The organism is Allobosea lathyri (assembly GCF_900108245.1).
GTDB lineage: Bacteria > Pseudomonadota > Alphaproteobacteria > Rhizobiales > Beijerinckiaceae > Allobosea > Allobosea lathyri.
On record NZ_FNUY01000004.1, the window covers coordinates 18,335 to 37,141 of the forward strand.

Sequence of the window (18,807 nt, forward strand, 5' to 3'; positions counted from 1 at the left end):
CGTCAGGCGTCGGCCCGCCAGGGGTAGCTCCAGGTCTCGGTCAGGGTCTTGTCGCCGCTCTTGAGGAAAGCCCGCATCTCGGCGGTCTGACCCGGCTCGACCACGATGTCGATGAAAGCGCGGAAGCCCTGCGTCTTCGGATTGGGCACGATGAAGGCGCGGTCGATCCGGCCATAGGCGACCGACGGCACGATCTCGACCTTCTCGGGCTGGCGCAGATGGTAATCGAGATCGCCACCGGCGAAATCGACGATGAAGCGCCGCGCTCCATCCGTGACCGGCTCGCCGGAGCCCAGCGCCTTGGGGCGGGCCTGATAGGTATTGATGATCCGGCCGCCAGGGTGGAGTTCGCTCGAATCGAGCATGGCCGTCAGCTTGTAGTTGAAGCTGAATTCACGGCCGGGCTCGATCGGCGTCTTCGGCGCCCATAGCGCCACGATATTGTCGTTGGTCTCGTCGGTCGTCGGCAGCTCGACCAATTCGACATGGCCCTCGCCCCAGTCGCCCTGCGGCTCGATCCAATAGGACGGCCGCAGCTCGTAGCTGAGGTCGAGATCCTGATAGTGCTCGAAGACCCGGTCGCGCTGCATCAGGCCAAAGCCCCTGACATTGCGTTCGACGAAGGATGAGACCGCCTGCTGGCGCGGATTGCGCAATGGTCGCCAGATCCATTCGCCGGTGCCGGAATGGATCATCAGCCCGTCGGAATCATGGAGCTCGGTGCGGAAATCATCATGGAAGCGCCGGTCATTCTCGCCGGTGAAGAACATCGAGGTCAGTGGCGCCAGGCCGAGCTTCTCGATGGCCTTGCGCGGGAACAGCGTGACGCTGATGTCGACCACGCTATCGACGTCGGGATAGATATAGAAGCGATAGGCCCCCGTGACCGAGGCGGAATCGAGCAGCGCATAGACGGTGACGCGCTCGGCATTGGCGGCGGGCGCCTCGACCCAGAATTCGCGGAAAGCCGGAAACTCCTCGCCGCCCGGCACGCCCGCGCCGATCGCAAGGCCGCGCGCCGAGAGGCCGTAGCGTTGCTCGCGCCCAAGGACCCGGAAATAGCTCGCGCCGATGAAAGAGATCAGCTCGTCGAAAACGCGCGGATCGTTCAGCGGATAGTGCAGCCGGAAACCGGCGAAGCCGAGATTGACCGGCAGCGGCTTCTCGAACTTGACGCGGCCATAGTCGAACAGGCCAGCCGAATAGGGCACCGGCGTGGGCACGCCGTCGCGCACGACGTTGACGACGACCGGCCGCGTGAACAGGAAGCCGGGATGGAACATCTGCATGCGGAACGGCGAGCCATTCTGGGCCAGCAGCGACCGCTCGGGCCGGAAACGGATATCGCGCCATGAATCGAAGTCGAGCCGGGAGAGCGGCTCGGGCAGATTCGGGCCGGGTTCATAGGGAACAGCGGCGATCTCGCGGGCCCGGCGCACCACATCCTCGAAACCGAAACGCGGCTGCGGCGGCGCTGGAGCGGGCTGCGCCGGCGGCTGCTGCGCAAGGAGAACAGAGGGCGCCGACGAGAGGCAAAGCGCGGCGGAAAGCCCGGCCAGAACGCGGCGGCGGCTTGGTATGGTCATGGTTCGTCCGTCATCTCGTCGCAACCGCCACCGAAGGCGTGTCAGTCCAGCGACTTAGGCGATGAATTGGGGCCGGTCTAGGGCGCAGGCGCGACGCCCGCCGGAACCCGAGCCGTTGACAATCGCAAGAGCGCGTTTTTATGCTTCTCGCCTGGCCGGATGCAGCCAGCCGCTCGCGCCCGCAAGGGCATGGTGAATGCATCCGTTGAGAGGACTTCCCTGATCCCGATCGGTCGGTGGACGGCAATCAGCAATGCGAGCCCTGATCGTTTCGTCCGCTCAACGTGAAGGATCATGTCGATGCGTAGCTTTCGCGATGCGAAGCTGATGGCCAAGACCCTGCGCGAGGCTTTTGCCTCCAGGCAGGTCGAACTCTCCCACTCGGAAACCCTCGAAATCGTCGCCCGGCAATTCGGCTATGCCGACTGGAACGTGGCATCCGCCAGTTTCGGCGAATACCGCGACGGCGCGACCGCGACCACGGCCGATCGCTCCGGCGTCACCCTTGAAATGGGCATTCCGGTCCTGCGGATCTTCGATATCGAGAAGGCCCGCGAGTTCTATCTCGACTTCCTCGGCTTCACGATGGATTGGGACCATCGCTTCGGGCCCAATTTCCCGATCTACATGCAGCTCTCGCGCTCAGGCCTGAAACTGCATCTGTCGGAGCATCACGGCGATGCCAGCCCTGGCTCGACCGTCTTTGTCAGGATGAAGGGCGTCGACGCCTATCACGCCGAGCTGATCGGCAAGCGCTATTCCTACTCCAAGCCGGGCATCCAGGAAGACGGCCCCGGCGGGCGCATGCTCGAGGTGCCCGATCCTTTCGGAAATCGCATCCGCTTCTGCGAGTAGTCTCCTTGGCTGGCACAGCTGCGTCGCCCAGGGCCAACCGTTCGTCAAAAAATCCGCCTCCGGCCTTCAGAAAAAACTTGAAGCCGGGAGCAACCATCCGTATATGCAGCTCACCCAATTCGCACGTGCCTGTGGCCGCGTGTCAGTCGGTGGGCATCCGGACAAGAGGCCGGACAGCCGCCAGGTGTTGGAGACGGATGGAGGGGGATGGATATCCCCTCAAATCACGCTCCCGGTTCCCAGCTATGGGAACTGTCACCGAACAGCGACTGGCAGCCGGAGGCGAAACCGGCGAACCCCGAATCTCCACGGGGGACGCAGCTTAAAGCAACGACGGAACGGGCTTTTTTTGGTCTCGCCGGCTTTCCACAGGCCGGCACCGAAGAGGCTTGTCCTTCATTGCCGGGCGTGCGGGGTCTCCCCAAGCGACGGTTATCAGAGTCCGAACGAATCGTTCGGCGAGTCCTGGCGTCTCCATCGCGCCTCGAAACGCCGACGGCTCAGCCGGCTTCATGTCGCATCGGCGCCGCCTGCGCCGTAGGAGAAGCGTCTCATGACCGAGCGCATCCGTGAGTTTCTTCGTACCCGTCGCGAGGACGGCCCCTGCGTCGTCATCGATCTCGATGTCGTCAAAGAGAACTATCATGCCTTCTCGCGGGCCCTCCCCGACACGCGCGTATTCTACGCCGTGAAGGCCAATCCTGCGCCGGAAGTGCTGGCGCTGCTGGCCAAGCTCGGCTCCTGCTTCGATTGCGCTTCGGTCGTCGAGATCGAGCTGGCGCTGTCGGCTGGCGCAACGGCTGATCGCATCTCCTTCGGCAATACGATCAAGAAGGAACGCGATGTCGTCCGCGCCATGGAACTCGGCGTGCGCCTCTTCGCCGTCGATTGCACGGCAGAGGTCGAGAAGGTTGCCCGTTCGGCCGATAAGGTCGGCGTGAAGGACGCGCGCATCTTCTGCCGCATCCTCTGCGACGGCGCCGGCGCCGACTGGCCGCTTTCGCGCAAGTTCGGCTGCGTGCCCGAAATGGCCGCGGACGTGCTTGAACACGGCCATCGCCTGGGCCTGACCGCCTATGGCATCTCCTTCCATGTCGGCTCGCAGCAGGCCAACATCAACGCCTGGGATTCCGCGCTGGCCTCGGCCTCGGCGGTGTTCCAGGAGTGCGCCACCCGTGGGCTCTCGCTCTCGATGGTCAATCTCGGCGGCGGCTTCCCGGCGCGCTACCTGCGTCCGATCCCGGGCGTTCCGGCCTATGGCGATGCGATCTTCCAAGCGCTGTCGAAGCATTTCGGCAACCGCCTGCCCGAGACCATCATCGAGCCGGGCCGCGGCATGGTCGGCGACGCCGGCCTGATCGAAGCCGAAGTCGTCCTGATCTCGAAGAAGGCCGCTGACGACCAGGTCAGCTGGGTCTATCTCGATATCGGCAAGTTCAACGGTCTCGCCGAGACCATGGACGAGGCGATCCGCTACCCGATCCGCACCGCCCGTGACGGCGATGCGACAGTGCCCTGCGTGCTGGCCGGCCCGACCTGCGATTCGGTCGACGTCATGTACGAGAAGACCCCGTACATGCTGCCGTTCAGCCTGGAGATCGGCGATCGCGTGCTGATCGAGGGTACGGGCGCCTATACGACGACCTATTCGGCCGTCGCCTTCAACGGCTTCCCGCCGCTGAAGCAGTACGTCATCTGACGTTTTCGGGCGCGGCTTCGGCCGCGTCCATCCACCCACATCGTTTCATTGTGGCCGCGCGCTCGCGCGCGGCGCCGGGAAGGTCTGCGCAACCTCGGTTGTCCGCCAGGCGCTCCGGCCGGAGGTGCGTCATGATCACGATCCGCGAAGAAATCCCGTCCGATGTCTCGGCCCGCGAGGCCCTGCTCGATCGCTGCCTGGGCGAACGCCGCACCGCCAAGTCGAGCGAGCGGCTGCGCGAAGGACGGTTGCCGGCTAAGGGCCTGTCATTGATCGCCGAGCGCGACGGCGCGGTCGTCGCGACTATCAGACTCTGGAACGTCGATGCCGGTGGCGTGGAGGCGCTGCTGCTCGGCCCGCTGGCCGTCAGCCCCGAATTGCAGGGCGAAGGCGTCGGCAAGGCGATGATGCGCGAGGCGATCTGGCGCGCGGCCTGCCGTGGCCACGACGCGATCCTGCTCGTCGGCGATGCCCCCTATTACGAGCGCTTCGGCTTCACAGCCGGCCTGACGCGGGAGCTTGCCATGCCCGGCCCGGTCGAGCGCGAGCGCTTCCTGGGCATCGAACTGCGCGACGCGGCACTTGCGGGAGCCGCCGGCACGCTCGTGGCCAGTGGACGCCTCGCCCCTGCCGAACCCGGCGAATTGTTCTCCCGGGCCGCCTAGAACCACCCACCGGGCCGTCATCGCGCCGTCATCGGGCGCCGCTTCCCTGTCAAACCGGGAAGCGGCGTTGCGATTGACGGCGCGCGTCTGCGCCCATACCACCCCTGCCAGACCGTTTTGGCGCTTTTTTATGAGGTTTCCGCTTATGACTACCTGGCCCGTACACGGCAAGATCACCGGTCCGATCGTGATGATCGGCTTCGGCTCGATCGGTCGCGGCACGCTGCCGCTGATCGAACGGCATTTCGAATATGACAAGACGCGCTTCGTGGTGATCGCACCCGATGACGCCGACCGGGCCCTGCTCGACGAGCGCGGCATCCGTTTCATCAAGGAAGCGGTGACGCGCGACAACTACAAGACGCTCCTTGAGCCCCTGCTGACAGCGGGCGAAGGCCAGGGCTTCTGCGTGAACCTCTCGGTCGACACCGGCTCGCGCGATATCGCCGCGCTCTGCTCCGATCTCGGCGCGCTCTATATCGACACCGTCAACGAGCCCTGGCTCGGCTTCTATTTCGACCACAGCAAGGGCGCGGCCGAGCGCTCCAACTATGCCCTGCGTGAGGCGACCCTTGCTGCAAAGCGCGCGCGCCCCGCGGGAACGACGACGGCCGTGTCCTGCTGCGGCGCCAATCCCGGCATGGTCTCCTGGCTCGTGAAGCAGGCGCTGCTCAACATCAGCGCCGATCTCGGCCTGCAGACGCCCGAGCCGAAGAGCCGCGACGAATGGGCCGCGCTGATGAGCCAGGTCGGCGTGAAGGGCATCCATATCGCCGAGCGCGACACCCAGCGTGCCAAATATCCCAAGCCTGCCAACGTCTTCGTCAACACCTGGTCGGTCGAGGGCTTCGTTTCCGAAGGCCTTCAGCCGGCCGAGCTCGGCTGGGGCACGCACGAGACCTGGATGCCGGAGAACGGCCGCACGCATGAGGCCGGCTGCCAGGCGGCGATCTATCTGCTTCAGCCCGGCGCGAACACCCGCGTCCGCAGCTGGTGCCCGACTCCCGGCCCGCAATACGGCTTCCTCGTCACCCACAACGAGTCGATCTCGATCGCCGACTACTTCACCGTCCGCAATGAAGCCGGCGAAGCGACCTATCGGCCGACCTGCCACTACGCCTATCACCCCGCCAACGACGCCGTGCTCTCGCTGCATGAGATGTTCGGCAGCGCCGGCAAGGCACAGGAGAAGTTCCACATCCTCGAGGAAAACGAGATCGTCGATGGCATCGACGAGCTCGGCGTGCTGCTCTACGGCCATGGCAAGAACGCCTATTGGTACGGCTCGCAGCTCTCGATCGAGGAAGCGCGCCGGATCGCGCCCTACCAGAACGCGACCGGCATGCAGGTGACCTCCGCCGTGCTCGCAGGCATGGTCTGGGCGCTGGAGAACCCGACCGCCGGCATCGTCGAGGCCGATGAGATGGATTTCCGCCGCTGCCTCGAAGTGCAACTGCCCTATCTCGGCCCGGTCGTCGGCGCCTATACCGACTGGACCCCCCTCGATGGCCGCCCCGGCTTCTTCCCGGAGGACATCGACGAGAGCGATCCCTGGCAGTTCCGGAACATTCTGGTTCGCTGACGGGATAGATCTCAGCCGTCATGGCGCCCTCGCGGTGACCATGACGGCTTTTTCTGTTCGAAGCTGATGTTCAGATTTGGACGCCCGGGAGAGCCCCGAGCGCGGCGCAGCCCGTCAGGGCCGCTTGACCGTCACACCGGCCAGCAACACCCCACCGATCAGGAAAAACGCGATCAGCACGGCGAGCCCCGCACGCTGGCTGGCGAACACCGTCGTCGCCAATGCGACCAGCGTCGGCCCCATGAAGGACGTGACCTTGCCCGACAGGGCGAACAGGCCGAAGAATTCGCCGACGCGTCCGGGAGGGGCGAGCCGGGCCATCAGGCTGCGCGAGGACGCCTGCAAGGGCCCCGCGACCAGCCCGATCAGCAATCCCAGGCCCAGATAGACCCGCTCCGGCAGCGAAGCGAACAACCCGTCGCCCGGCATTGCCGGCGCGGCTGGGATCACGAAGAAGACATGCTCCGGTCCCAGCGAGAGAATGCCGAGGCAGGCCAGCAACAGGCAGGCGATCGATCCGAGAACGACGGGCTTGCCGCCGATCGCGTCGTCGAGCTTGCCGCCTAGCCAGGCGCCAAGCGTGCCGGTCACGGTCAGCAGGATGCCGAACACACCGAGCTCGATCGTCTGCCAGCCAAAAACCCCGGCCGCATAGATGCCGCCAAAGGCGAACAAGGCGACGAGCCCGTCCTGATAGATCATGTTGGCGAGCAGGAAGCGCCCCAGCGACGGCAGGCGTGGCAGTTCGGCCAGCGTCGCCTTCAGCCGCCCGACACCGCCTTTCGCCGCTTCGCCCAGGCGCATTCCGGTCGCCGGTGAATCCGGCGTCAGCAGGAACATCGGCGTCACGAAGACGATGAACCAGAGCGCTGTCAGCGGCCCGGCGAAACGATCGCCCTCGCGCGCCGCTGCATCGAGCCCCAAAATCGGCGTGAGCCCCGCCAGCGTCTTGCCGGTCAACGGATCCGCAGCAAGCAGCGCCAGCGTGATCGCCAGCGACAAGAGCCCGCCGAGATAGCCGACCGCCCAACCGGTACCGGACAGCCAGCCGAGCCGTTCCGGCGGAACGAGCCGCGTCATCATCGCATTGTTGAAGGTGGTGGCGAATTCGGCGCCGATCGTCGCCACGACGAAACCTGCAAGCGCGATCGGCACGGCAAGCGGCGAGCCCGGCACCGCAAACCAGAGCGCGCCGGAGCCCAGCACGAGCAAACCGCCGAAAACCGCGATCCACGGCTTGCGGGGCCCTGTCCGGTCGGCAATCCCGCCCAGAAGTGGCGAAAGCAGCGCTATGCAGAGCCCCGCCAGACCCGTCGCATAGCCCCATAGCGCCTGCCCCGATGCAGCGTCGGCGGCCAGGGCCGAGGCGAAGAACGGCGCAAAGACGAAGGTCGTGATCAGCGTGAAGAAGGGCTGCGCCGCCCAATCGAAGAACAGCCAAGCCGTGACCGCGCGACGCGGCGGCCAGACGGCGGGTGGCGCGGCGGCCGTCGCGGTATTGCTGGTCACTGAAGCGTCGTCTCCGGGTCGCTGCCACCGCGCGCCAGCTCGATCTCGGTGATCGCCACCAGAACCTCGGCACGGCTCTTCAGGCTCGGAGCCTCCAGCAGTGCCTGCTTTTCTCGCGGCCCGAAGGGGCACATCATCGAGAGCGCATTGACCAGCGCCTCATTGGCGGCTTCGTTGACGCCCTTCCAGTCGATCTTGAGGTCGTTGGCCTTGGCAAAGGCGCGCAATGCCCTGAGCAAGGAATTGCGATCGACCTCGTCCTCGCCGGCCCGCGCCGTAAAATCGACCTCGAAATCATCATAGGCGACGCGTGCCTGACGATAGGCCGTCGTCACCGTCAGTTCGTCGACCATCCTGAAGCGGCTGATCCCGGTCAGCGTCAGCACATAGCGGTCGTCGCCGGTCTCGGCGAACTGCGTGATGCGCCCGAGGCAACCGACCTTGAGCAGGCCCGGCTCGCCCGTCTGGCGGCCGCTCTCCGGCTCGGGCTGGATCATCCCGATGGTGCGGTGGGTGCGGATCGCGTCATCGACCATGGCGAGATAGCGCGGCTCGAAGATATTGAGCGGCATCTGCCCGCGCGGCAGCAGCAAGGCGCCGACCAGCGGGAAGACCGGGATCACCAGCGGGCAATCCTCGGCTCCTTTGTAGACGGCGTTCATGCCCATCTGCGCCTTGTTCCTTCGCCTATGAGAACAGCAAGGTGGAAAGCTTGCGGCGCCCCGCGATGCTGTGCTCGTCCATCGGGCCCCAGGCCTCGAAGAACTGCAGCAACTGCTTGCGCGCGCCATCCTCGTTCCAGGCTCTATCGGCCTTGATGATGGCGACGAGATGATCGACCGCCTCTTCGCGCCGATCGCGCGCATTCAGCGCAAGCGCCAGGTCGAAGCGGGCCTGATGGTCCTTGGGATTGGCCAGGACCTTCGCCTCGAGCTCCGCCGTATCGCCGAGCTGGGCCGCCTGCTCGGCCAGCTCGATCGCCGCGCGCACCGCCGCAATCGCGGGATCGGCCGCCTTGGCCTCCGGCGTCATGGCGAGGATGCCCTTGGCTCCCTCGATATCGCCCATATCGAAATGCAGCCGCGCCAGCCCGGCAATGGCTGCGACGTTCTCCGGTTCCAGCTCCAGCACACCGGCATAGAGCTCGCTTGCGCCGCCGGCATCGCCGGCTTCGGCTGCCGCCTTGGCCGCCACGATCAGCTCTTCCGCCTCGCCCGGTCCCACGGGCCCGACCAGCTTCTCGATGAAGGCCTTGATCTGGCTTTCGGGTTGCGCGCCCATGAAACCGTCGATCGGCTGGCCCTGCTTGAAGGCGATCACCGCCGGAATCGACTGGATCCCGAGCTGTCCGGGAATCTGCGGATGCTCGTCGATGTTCATCTTGACGAGCTTGACCTTGCCGCCGGCAGCCTTGACCACCTTCTCGATGATCGGCGTCAGCTGCTTGCAGGGTCCGCACCAGGGCGCCCAGAAATCGACCAGAACCGGCTGGTTCGCCGATTCGGCGACGACATCCTGGCGGAAGCCCTGGGTCGTCGTGTCCTTGATCAGGCCGGGTTGTTCGGCCGCCTCGCCATTGACCAGCATGGGTCGTCCTTCGTCGCGATCACGTCATCGGAAATGAATTGGTCCAGCCGCCGCCGCGGCCGCCCCATAGATGGGGAGGTTCAGCCGTTCTGTCCATCATCTGGCGCGGGCAAATCGACGATCAACGGCTCATGCCCGGTTCCGCGCAGAAAACTCAGCATATCGTCACGGCCGATCCGCAGGGTCGCGGTGTTGACCAGCGGATGGAAATTCATGTCGTCGCCCGTCATCAGATTGGCATCGAGCACCATGGTCACCTCGCCATGGCGGTCATTGATCACGGCCAGGGCCGTCACCGAGCCCGGCGTGACCCCGAGCTTCTCCATCAGGAGCTCTGCCGAGCCGAACGAAAGGCGGCCGCTGGCGCCGATGACCTCATGCAGGCGCTTCAGATCGATTCGCGCATTTTCACGGGCCGAGACCAGGAAGAGCCGGCCCTTCTTGTCCTTGAGGAACAGGTTCTTCGAATGCAGGCCGGAAATCGTACCGCGCAGCGTCTTTGATTCGTCGACGGTGAAGACCGCGACATGGTCCATGCGGGCAAAGGCGATGCCGCGCGCGGTCAGATGGGCACAGAGTTGGTCGGGCGTCAGATGCGCGGTCATCGGGCTCATCGGGGAATAATCGGCTGGAACGATGCCTATCCGCGGCCCGGCGCCACGACAAGGCGGCACGGAGCCTTCAAATGCGAGAGCTGGCGAAATCAATTTGAAATTCATGCGACAAGGCGCTTGCACTGCCCGCCGCTTTGAGGCAATAAGCCGGCCTCGCCGCCGGAAACGGCGGCGTGACAATGTCCGGACGCGGGAGTAGCTCAGGGGTAGAGCACAACCTTGCCAAGGTTGGGGTCGAGGGTTCGAATCCCTTCTCCCGCTCCAGACATGTCAAGACCAGAGAATGCCGAAGGCGTCGGGTTTCCCGGCGCTTTTTGCGTTTTGGGGCCTGGGTGACCGAAAAGCGGTGCACGCGCCCCGGAAGCCAGCCGCCTTGGGCCTGTCCCGCCCTCGCCACTGCGTTATGTTCGTCCTGACAGAGGCGACGGCCTGAGCCGCGCTCGACGATCGGATGGATACGGAATGAGCATTCGCGAGCAGCTGATCGAGCGGTTCTTCCGCTATCTGGCAATCGAGAGCCAGAGCGACGCCCAATCGATGCTGCTGCCGAGCACGCCGGGCCAGCAACAGCTCGCCGCGCTGCTGGCGGACGAACTGCGCGCGCTCGGTCTCGATGAGATCGTCATCGATGACCATGCCACCGTCACCGCGCTGAAGCCGGGCAACGTGCCGGGCGCGCCGAGCATCGGCTTCATCGCCCATCTCGACACCGTGGACACTGGCCTTTCCGCCGCCATCCGCCCGCAGATCCTTCGCTTCGACGGCGAGGATCTCTGCCTGAACCGGCAGGAGGACATCTGGCTGCGCGTGGACGAGCATCCCGAGATAGATCCCTGGGTCGGGGCCGATATCATTGTCAGCGACGGCACCAGCGTGCTGGGAGCCGATAACAAGGCGGCGATCGCCGTGATCATGACGCTGCTTGCCAATCTCGGGCCCGAGGTCGCGCATGGCGATATCCTGATCGCCTTCGTCCCGGACGAGGAGATCGGCCTGCGCGGCGCAAAGGCCCTCGACCTCGCGCGGTTCGACTGTGATTTCGCCTATACGATCGATTGCTGCGAACTCGGCGAGGTCGTGATCGAGAACTTCAACGCCGCCACCGCCGACATCGTCCTCACCGGCGTCAGCGCCCACCCGATGTCGGCGAAGGACGTGATGGTCAATCCGCTGCTGATGGCACACGACTTCATCAGCCGGTTCGACCGCGCAGAGACACCCGAACGTACCGAAGGCCGCGAGGGCTATATCTGGTTCCACGATATCGTCGCCAATGCCAGCGAGGCGCGGATGCGGGCCATGATCCGCGATTTCGACAAGAATGGATTCGAGCAACGCAAGCAACGCATCCGCGAGGTCGCCGAGCTGATCGCGACGCGCTATCCGAAAGGCAGCATCGACTGCCAGATCTCCGATACCTACGCCAACATCCATGACAGCCTGGGCGACGACCGCCGCTCGGTCGATCTGCTGTTCGCGGCGCTCGACGCGCTGCGGATCGAGCCCAAGCTGATCCCGATGCGGGGCGGGACCGATGGTGCGGCACTCTCCGCTAAGGGATTACCGACCCCGAATTTCTTCACGGGCGCGTATAATTTCCACTCCCGCTTCGAGTTCCTGCCGATCCCGGCTTTTGAGAAATCCTATGAGGTCGCGCGCATGATCTGCACCCTGGCGGCGCAAGCCTCCCAACCCAAACGGCAGACCTGAACGCCAAGACACGCCCGCCGCGGCCAATGCAATGAGGACGCCATCACGAAGGTCGAGAAAAGCCACGTCCGTCGTGGTATCGCCCACCGCAACGACCTGACCACCTGAGGAACCATCATGAGCTTTCACGAGGCACTGCGCGCCTTCCCCTTCATCGCCATCCTGCGCGGCGTGAAACCGGAGGAGGTTGTGGGCCTTGCCGAAGAACTGGTCGCGGCAGGGTTTGGCATCATCGAAGTGCCCATGAACTCGCCTGAGCCGCTGCGCAGCATCGAATTGCTGGCAAAGGCATTCCCGACCATCCTGATCGGCGCGGGCACCGTGATGACGCCCGATGCCGTAGCCAATGTCGAGCAGGCTGGCGGCCGCTTGATCCTGATGCCTCATAGCGACGGCGTTGTCGTGCGCGCGGCCAAGGAGCGAGGCCTCGCCTGCGTGCCCGGCGTCGCAACGCCGACCGAAGCCTTCGCCGCACTCGCCAACGGCGCCGATGCGCTCAAGATGTTTCCAGCCGAGCAGATGCCGCCCGCAGTGGTCGGCGCTTGGCGCGCGGTGCTGCCGCAAGGCACGCTGCTCGTTCCGGTCGGCGGAATCAGCCCCGACAAGGTCGCGAGCTATCGCGCCGCAGGTGCGGGCGGCTTCGGCCTTGGTTCGGCGCTCTACAAGCCGGGCATGGCGCGCACTGAAATCCGCGCAACGGCGGCTGCCTTTGCCGAATGTTGGGGCGGGCAGCGTTAGTCGCCAGCGCCGGGCGTCAAAGCCTGGCGAGACGCAGGCCACGCAGGCTGTTGCCGAGAAACCAGCGCTCGGCCATGCGGAGATCGTCGAGGCTCAGTTCCTGCTCGACAACCTCGCCGCTCTCAAGCAGCGCGCGGCGGAGCACGCCCGGCAACAGGCCATTTGCCAGCGGCGGGGTGAGCAGGCGCCCCCCTCTCTCGACGAACACATTGCTGCGCGCGGCTTCCGTCACCCGTCCCGCGCGGTTCAGGAAGATGACCTCGTCTCGCCCATTCGCCGTGGCTGCGGCAAAGGCGAATTCATAGCGCGCACGCCGGGTCGTCTTGTGTCGAAGGAACGGGTCGCCTGCATCGACCCTCTCAGGCGCGACCGCAACGAGAAGGGGCCGGTCCGGCTCCTCACCGAGAATTGCCGCCGTGAGGTCGAACTTGCCGCTCCGGTGCAGTTCCAGACGGACGCGGCGATCGCCTTCCGATATGAACGATCCCGCCAGTTGCTCAAGCTCTGCCGCCATCGCGGCCGGATCGAAGCGAAAGCCGAGTGCGCCGGCTGACGCTCCCAGACGATCGAGATGCAGGGCCAGCCGCGCGAAACCTGTGGCCTGCGACCAGCGCAAGGTTTCGATCAAACCATATTCAGCGGACAGATCGGTCAGGACACGCGCCTTGAGCAGGCATTCGTCATATTCGCTCTGCGCCTCTGAATCGGCGACGATGCCGCCGCCCACGCCATAGCGCCCTTCGCCATCGGGGAAGATCGTCGCCGTGCGGATCGCCACGTTCAATCTGAGATCCCCATTGGGCGCGAACGCGCCGATCGAACCGGTATAGACGTCGCGCGGCTCGGTCTCGATCTCACGGATCAGTTCCATCGCCCGGTGCTTTGGTGCGCCGGTGATGGAGCCGCAGGGGAAAACCGCCTGAAGCAGATCGTTGAGCGAGAGCCCCTTGCGCAATTTCGCCATCACGGTCGAGGTCAGCGTATGGAGCGTTGGATAGGTCTCGACGCTGAAGAGCGCGGGGACCTTCACCGAGCCGAGCTCCGCGATGCGTCCGAGATCGTTGCGCAGGAGATCGACGATCATCAGATTCTCGGCGCGCTGCTTGGGATCGCCGCTTAATCCGGCGATAGCGGCACGGTCCGCCTCCGCGTCCGCACCGCGTGCCACCGTTCCCTTCATCGGCCTTGTCGTGACCCGGCCTGCCGCGACGTCGAGGAAAAGCTCCGGCGAAACGGACAGCACAGTCGCCCCCGCGAAGGCCACGACACCACCATGCGACACCGGCTGGCTGGATCGCATCGCCGCGTAAAGCGCGAGCGGATCGCCCTCATAATGAAACCCGACGGGAAAGGTGAGGTTGATCTGATAGGCGTCGCCGGCCGCGAGGTAGTCCAATATGCGCCGGACCTTGGAAGCGTGGCCTGCTGAATCGAGGCTCGGTTGCACGCCCCCGATGGGCGGGGGCGGGGCCAGCGTGCCGAAGAACTGGTCGAGCGCTGCCGCCGGAATCTGCGTCGGCGCCCGGAACAGCCCGAACCACAAAAGCGGCACGGATCGGGCAGCTGGCATCAACGGGGCGAGCTTTGGCTCGAAGGCATAGCCCAGCTCATATGAAAGGAACCCGGCGGCGTGCAGCCCGCGCGCCAGCCCGGCTTCGATCTCAACCAGCGCCGCCGCAACGTCCTCCACAGCATCGCACCGCACGACCGCGACGGGATCCGCATAAAGGAGCGCCGGGGCCGACAGGTCCAGGCGATCTTCGAGGAGAACGAAGGGCGGCCGGCGCTTGGCGTCAGGGCAGAAAGCTGGAAGCAGTCGCGGCATCTCAGGACTTCTATGGATCGGATTGTCCGATCCATAGGGCGACTGCGCCATCCATGCCATGCTCAAGTGCATGCCAGTCAACGCGCCAGTTGCGCTGACGCAGTCGACCGGCAGCTCGGGATCACAGGCGCGCTCGGCGCCCTCGCGGAACGATCAGGTTACCGACGCGACGCGCGCCGTTCTCAGAATTCGTCCCAGCCACTGTCGTTGGTGCGTCCGTTGGCGACCTTGCGCGGCGCCTGCCAGTTGGCTGCATTGCGCGGAGCAGGCTGCACGGAAGCCGGGGCCCTTGCCGGAGCCCGTGCCGGCATAGCGGTGACGGCAGCCATCTGTGAGACCAGACTGTCGGGGCCAGTCCTGAAGGCCGCGACGAGTTCGTTGAGCTGGCCGATCTTGCCCGTCAGCGAACCGGCACTGGCCGCACTCTGCTCGGCCAGCGCAGCGTTCTGCTGGGTCATCTCGTCGAGATGGGCCACCGCCTGACTCATCTCTTCGATACCGTTGGCCTGCTCGCCGGAAGCCGCCGAAATATCCGCGATGGTCGCGGCGACCTTCTGCGATGCGGCAAGGATCTGGGTCAACGCGTCGCCAGCCTGCCGCACAAGCTTCACGCCCTGCCCGACTTCCACGTTGGAGGACGAAATCAGCCCGGAAATGTCCTTGGCCGCGGCGCCGGAGCGCTGCGCGAGAGTGCGGACCTCCGACGCCACGACGGCAAATCCCTTGCCAGCATCGCCGGCCCGCGCAGCCTCGACCGCCGCGTTGAGAGCGAGCAGGTTCGTCTGGAAGGCGATATCGTCGATCACCCGGATGATGTCGGAGATCTTTTGCGACGCCGTCTCGATGCGGGCCATCGCGTCGACCGCCTGTCCCGCGATCGTGCCGCCGCTCTGGGCCGCCTGCATCGCCTCGTTCGCAATCGCAGCCGCCTGGCGCGAGGCCTGGGCCGAGGCCTTCACGGAAGCAGCGAGCTGCTCGGTCGTCGCGGCGGTCTCCTCCAGCGACGAGGCCTGCTCCTCGGTGCGCTTCGAGAGATCGTCCGCGCCCATGTTGATTTCGCGCGCCGCCAGCCCGACATCCGAGGAGGTCGTCTGGATCGTACGCACCGTCGCCGAAAGGCGATCGACCGTCTCGTTGATCGCGCCCTTCAGATCGGCGAAGCGGCCACGATAAGCGGTTTCGATACGATGTGTGAGATCGCCGCCCGCTACGGACTTCAGCGCCACCGCGAACTCCGTCGTTGCCGAATCGACCACGGCGTTGATCTCGTTGATGCCTTCGACCAGTTCCTTGAGCGGTCCTTCGACATGGCCCGCCTGGGCCTGCCCGGAAAAGTCGCCGGCACGTGCAGCCGCCACGATGATGCTGACCTCGCGAACGAGGTTCTGCACGCTCGCGGCCTGTTCGGCATCGGCCAGCATGACCGTCTCCCGGTCCCGCCTGTTGGCGTCGAGCGCCAGTGCATTCTCGCGATAGGTTTCGAGCGCGCCGCTAAGCGCGCCGATCTCGTCGGCACAGGGCGGTGTCGGAATGGGCTGCGAGAAATCACCGGCCTGCATGCCATCCAGCGCCGACTTCAGGGCGACGAGCGGCCGCGCGATGCGCCGCTGAACGCCACGCCAGCTGAAGACGCAGACGACGAGCAGCGCGGCGAGCAGGCCCGCCATGGCGGCCAGCCGCGTCCAGGCAGCCGCCAGCTGATTGCGCGTGGCACTTTCCATGTCGTCGAGCGATTGCACGACGGCGCCGACGATGGAGGTGAAGGGCGCATTGCACTGCTTCGTCCAGTCCTCGGCGGACATGAGTGGGCCGGAGCCCTGGCCGAGACGGCCAACCAGTTCATCGATCTTGAGATTGGCCGCTTCGACCTCGCTCGTCATCGCGCCGACCTTGCGCGCCAGTTCGGGCGCCACGCCCGGGCGGGTGCTCAGCTGCTTCAACTGGCCGAGGCTGGCATTCGTCGCGCCGCGCAGCTCTCCCAGCGCGCGTTGCTGCGCCGGCTCCAGCGCCTTGCCGGAGCCGAGCGCGGGCCGCAGCACCGAGCACTGCGTTCCATAGGCCGAGCGCACGCGCCAGCCAGCGGATTTGAAAGCCTGCAGATCGGCCAGAACGGGGTCGGCCAGCCGCGCCGCATTTGAAGTCGCGTCGGACGCTTTGACCAAAGCCGTCTCGATGTCGCCGACCGCATTGTACCAGGGCATCGTCGCGGCAAGGCTGCGCTGTGGCTTGGGCTTGCCTGCCTCCGCATAGATGTCGGGAAGCTTCAGATCGGTCTGCTTTTCCTTCTGCACGACCGCATCGACCAATGCGTCGCGATCCGCGAGATCGGTCGACTTCAGCCGTGCTATCGCATCCGCAAGTTCTGCCCGGTTCGCCTGCTCGACCTTTTGAATGATGGCGGTGGGGTCGTCGGCAGCCTGGATGCTCGTCTGCGCCTGGCCCCGGTTCGTTCGAATCGTATTGCCCGCCAACAGGAGCGCCCGATCCGCTCCGACAAGATCGACCAGGCGCATATTGGTGCGCACATCGGTGATCGACTGTTGCGAGAGATAGATCAACGCTCCGACGCCGGGAACGCAAAGGCAAGCCATGGTCGCGAGCAGATAGCTCTTGATGGAGGTAGAGAACAAATTCATGGCTCACTCTCGAATGCGGTCACATGCCAGAACCGGATCGATCGCAATTCGAGATTGAATCAGCGCCTTCTGGCTCGAACCAGATGTGTCACCTCGACGCTTAAGATTTTACTCAATGCAGGCAGTTTGCACTGCACAAATCTGGAAAATATTTGCGTCACTGAAACTTCGCGTCGTCTCGCGGGGATCGGCGCATCTTCGAGACCCGAAGCGTCCGCCTGAACCCGGCGAGATATCCAGCGTATTCACGCGCCTCCCCGAGGATCAACGCTCCTGCAAGGCAGCCCGGTCCCAGCAATCGTCGAGCCTGGGCGAGAGCTTGTGTTTCATGATACGCTGGCTGGCGGTTCGTTCGAACTCGTCGACCACGGCGATGTAGCGCGGGTTCTGATAGGGCGCGAGGCGCGAACCGAGCCACGTCGAGAGCGCTGCCTCGTCCAACTTCGCACCCGGCCGCGGTTTGACGAACAGCTTGATGTCCTGTTCTCCGACATCGGCGGCGACGCCGATCATGGCGCAATCCTCGATCGCCTCATGCTCGGCGGCCACATGCTCGACCTCCCAGGCCGAGACGTTCTCGCCGCGGCAGCGCACGCTGTCGGTCATGCGGCCGTGGAAATACAGATTCCCAGCCGCATCGAAGGAGCCGAGATCGCCGGTATGGAGCGCGCCATTGCGCAGCGCCTTCGCTGTAGCCTCGGGATTGTCGAGATAACCCGGAAAGATCGCGCCAGGCACGTCGGTCGTGACCACGATCTCGCCGCGCTCGCCCTGCGCCACCGGGTTCCCGGCCGCATCGAGCAGCGAGACCACGAACCAGGGCATGCTGCGGCCGACGGAGCCGAGCGTGCCGCTGTCGTTGCAGGTGGTGATGCTGGAGGCCTCGGTCATGCCGTAGCATTCGCGGATCTCGACGCCGAACCGCTGCTGGAACAGCGGCCAGATATCGGGCGGGCAGCCGCCGCCCCAGGCGATGCGGACGCCATGGCTGCGGTCCAGCTGGCCCGGCGGCTGCTTCAGGAGGATCTGCAGGATGCCGCCGAGATAGTGGATATGCGTCGCGTTCTCGGCCTTGACCTGGCTCCAGAAGCGGCTGGCACTGAAGCGCTCGACCATGGCGAGCGTGATGTCGCGAAGCATCGGCAGCGGCAGGAGCTGGGCCCCGCCGATATGGTAGAGCGGCTCCCAGACGAACAGCACTTCGCCGGGACCTGCCGCCGCGACGCGGCCGACGCCTTCAGCCGCCAACCTCAACATGCGATGCGAAACGATGACGCCCTTTGGCCGGCCGGTGGTGCCCGAGGTGTACATGATCGCGAAGACGGCATCGGCCGCCGGGGGAAGCTCATCAAAGCCTGCACCCGAAGCGAGCACGGCCTCGAGTTCGCCGCCCGGCCCATGTCGCATGACGGGCGGCGCGTTCTCGACCGGCAGGGCCTCGATCACCAGCGCAGCCAGTTCCGCATCGGCGATCACCAGACGCGGCTGCGGATGGGCGAGCAGATAGCGCAGGCCATCGCCCCGCTGCTGGGCATTGACGGGAACCCAGGCGACGCCGGCCTTCGCCAGACCGAAAACGCAGGCGATCGCTGCCACGCTGTTGCGCATCATGACCGCGACGCGGTCGCCGGGCTGAATGCCCACACGCCTCAGATGCGCGGCGAAGGCGCGGGCCTGCCTGTCCAGCGCGGCGTAGCTGACAGGCTCGCCTTCATAGCGCGCATAGATGCCGTCGGGATCGCGGGCCGCGCGATCTGCGAGCAGGCCGACAAAGCCATCATCGTCAAATGCCATAGCAATC

Annotated in this window: 14 protein-coding genes and 1 tRNA gene; 7 read left to right on the forward strand and 8 right to left on the reverse strand. The window is 65.4% G+C overall.

Annotated features, from left to right (window positions below):
- Positions 1-2: 2 nt before the first annotated feature.
- A complete protein-coding gene (locus C4S73_RS10645; RefSeq protein ID WP_103872491.1) occupies positions 3-1,586 on the reverse strand; it encodes an OpgD/OpgG family glucan biosynthesis protein in 1,584 nt (527 codons plus the stop codon).
- A 300-nt stretch (positions 1,587-1,886) separates the two neighbouring features.
- Between C4S73_RS10645 and C4S73_RS10650 the strand changes: the two genes are divergently transcribed.
- The 4 genes from C4S73_RS10650 to C4S73_RS10665 all read left to right on the forward strand — a co-directional run bounded on the left by C4S73_RS10650 (position 1,887) and on the right by C4S73_RS10665 (position 6,387).
- Positions 1,887-2,441, forward strand: coding sequence for a glyoxalase superfamily protein (locus tag C4S73_RS10650; protein ID WP_103872881.1), 555 nt, complete (start codon positions 1,887-1,889; stop codon positions 2,439-2,441).
- A 553-nt stretch (positions 2,442-2,994) separates the two neighbouring features.
- Positions 2,995-4,140, forward strand: coding sequence for a type III PLP-dependent enzyme (locus C4S73_RS10655; protein WP_103872492.1), 1,146 nt, complete (start codon positions 2,995-2,997; stop codon positions 4,138-4,140).
- Positions 4,141-4,271: 131 nt separating this feature from the next.
- Positions 4,272-4,805 (forward strand): GNAT family N-acetyltransferase, encoded by a 534-nt coding sequence (locus C4S73_RS10660; protein ID WP_103872493.1) that lies wholly within the window; start codon positions 4,272-4,274, stop codon positions 4,803-4,805.
- A gap of 145 nt (positions 4,806-4,950) precedes the next feature.
- A complete protein-coding gene (locus tag C4S73_RS10665) occupies positions 4,951-6,387 on the forward strand; it encodes a homospermidine synthase (RefSeq protein ID WP_103872494.1) in 1,437 nt (478 codons plus the stop codon).
- A 114-nt stretch (positions 6,388-6,501) separates the two neighbouring features.
- Here the strand turns inward: C4S73_RS10665 and C4S73_RS10670 are convergent, their stop codons facing one another.
- The 4 genes from C4S73_RS10670 to C4S73_RS10685 form a co-directional block, all read right to left on the reverse strand.
- Complete coding sequence (locus C4S73_RS10670; RefSeq protein WP_103872495.1) at positions 6,502-7,896, reverse strand: MFS transporter; 1,395 nt, start codon at positions 7,894-7,896, stop codon at positions 6,502-6,504.
- Entirely contained in the window at positions 7,893-8,564 is a 672-nt protein-coding gene (locus C4S73_RS10675; RefSeq protein ID WP_103872496.1) for an LON peptidase substrate-binding domain-containing protein, read from the reverse strand. The genes C4S73_RS10670 and C4S73_RS10675 overlap by 4 nt, the downstream gene beginning before the upstream one ends.
- 19 nt (positions 8,565-8,583) lie before the next feature.
- The gene (gene trxA / locus C4S73_RS10680; RefSeq protein ID WP_103872497.1) at positions 8,584-9,483 is read right to left on the reverse strand and encodes a thioredoxin; all 900 of its coding nucleotides are present in this window, start codon (positions 9,481-9,483) and stop codon (positions 8,584-8,586) included.
- Between the two features lie 80 nt (positions 9,484-9,563).
- Positions 9,564-10,088 carry a prolyl-tRNA synthetase associated domain-containing protein gene (locus C4S73_RS10685; RefSeq protein WP_160115722.1) on the reverse strand — a complete coding sequence of 175 codons (525 nt, stop codon included), beginning with the start codon at positions 10,086-10,088 and terminating at the stop codon, positions 9,564-9,566.
- 198 nt (positions 10,089-10,286) lie between these two features.
- Here C4S73_RS10685 and C4S73_RS10690 point away from each other — a divergent pair.
- The 3 genes from C4S73_RS10690 (at position 10,287) to C4S73_RS10700 (ending at position 12,545) form a co-directional block, all read left to right on the forward strand.
- Positions 10,287-10,361: transfer RNA gene (locus tag C4S73_RS10690), tRNA-Gly, on the forward strand.
- A gap of 198 nt (positions 10,362-10,559) precedes the next feature.
- A complete protein-coding gene (gene pepT / locus C4S73_RS10695) occupies positions 10,560-11,807 on the forward strand; it encodes a peptidase T (RefSeq protein ID WP_103872499.1) in 1,248 nt (415 codons plus the stop codon).
- Positions 11,808-11,924: 117 nt separating this feature from the next.
- Positions 11,925-12,545 (forward strand): 2-dehydro-3-deoxy-6-phosphogalactonate aldolase, encoded by a 621-nt coding sequence (locus C4S73_RS10700; protein WP_103872500.1) that lies wholly within the window; start codon positions 11,925-11,927, stop codon positions 12,543-12,545.
- 16 nt (positions 12,546-12,561) lie between these two features.
- Here C4S73_RS10700 and C4S73_RS10705 read toward each other — a convergent pair whose 3' ends face one another.
- From C4S73_RS10705 to C4S73_RS10715, 3 genes are all read right to left on the reverse strand, one after another.
- On the reverse strand, positions 12,562-14,370 hold the full coding sequence (locus C4S73_RS10705; protein WP_103872882.1) for an aminodeoxychorismate synthase component I: 1,809 nt from the start codon (positions 14,368-14,370) through the stop codon (positions 12,562-12,564).
- A gap of 182 nt (positions 14,371-14,552) precedes the next feature.
- Positions 14,553-17,006: a methyl-accepting chemotaxis protein gene (locus tag C4S73_RS10710; protein WP_103872501.1), complete on the reverse strand. Its 2,454-nt coding sequence runs from the start codon at positions 17,004-17,006 to the stop codon at positions 14,553-14,555.
- A 264-nt stretch (positions 17,007-17,270) separates the two neighbouring features.
- Positions 17,271-18,800 carry a class I adenylate-forming enzyme family protein gene (locus tag C4S73_RS10715; RefSeq protein ID WP_103872502.1) on the reverse strand — a complete coding sequence of 510 codons (1,530 nt, stop codon included), beginning with the start codon at positions 18,798-18,800 and terminating at the stop codon, positions 17,271-17,273.
- Positions 18,801-18,807: the final 7 nt, after the last annotated feature.

Excerpts from the sequence above, each read along its gene's own strand:
- C4S73_RS10710 (WP_103872501.1), bottom strand. The coding sequence starts at position 17,006 with ATGAATTTGTTCTCTACCTCCATCAAGAGCTATCTGCTCGCGACCATG.
- C4S73_RS10655 (WP_103872492.1), top strand. The coding sequence starts at position 2,995 with ATGACCGAGCGCATCCGTGAGTTTCTTCGTACCCGTCGCGAGGACGGC.
- pepT (WP_103872499.1), top strand. The coding sequence starts at position 10,560 with ATGAGCATTCGCGAGCAGCTGATCGAGCGGTTCTTCCGCTATCTGGCA.
- C4S73_RS10675 (WP_103872496.1), bottom strand. The coding sequence starts at position 8,564 with ATGGGCATGAACGCCGTCTACAAAGGAGCCGAGGATTGCCCGCTGGTG.
- C4S73_RS10650 (WP_103872881.1), top strand. The coding sequence starts at position 1,887 with ATGCGTAGCTTTCGCGATGCGAAGCTGATGGCCAAGACCCTGCGCGAG.
- trxA (WP_103872497.1), bottom strand. The coding sequence starts at position 9,483 with ATGCTGGTCAATGGCGAGGCGGCCGAACAACCCGGCCTGATCAAGGAC.
- C4S73_RS10700 (WP_103872500.1), top strand. The coding sequence starts at position 11,925 with ATGAGCTTTCACGAGGCACTGCGCGCCTTCCCCTTCATCGCCATCCTG.
- C4S73_RS10685 (WP_160115722.1), bottom strand. The coding sequence starts at position 10,088 with ATGACCGCGCATCTGACGCCCGACCAACTCTGTGCCCATCTGACCGCG.
- C4S73_RS10645 (WP_103872491.1), bottom strand. The coding sequence starts at position 1,586 with ATGACCATACCAAGCCGCCGCCGCGTTCTGGCCGGGCTTTCCGCCGCG.
- C4S73_RS10705 (WP_103872882.1), bottom strand. The coding sequence starts at position 14,370 with ATGCCGCGACTGCTTCCAGCTTTCTGCCCTGACGCCAAGCGCCGGCCG.
- C4S73_RS10715 (WP_103872502.1), bottom strand. The coding sequence starts at position 18,800 with ATGGCATTTGACGATGATGGCTTTGTCGGCCTGCTCGCAGATCGCGCG.
- C4S73_RS10665 (WP_103872494.1), top strand. The coding sequence starts at position 4,951 with ATGACTACCTGGCCCGTACACGGCAAGATCACCGGTCCGATCGTGATG.
- C4S73_RS10660 (WP_103872493.1), top strand. The coding sequence starts at position 4,272 with ATGATCACGATCCGCGAAGAAATCCCGTCCGATGTCTCGGCCCGCGAG.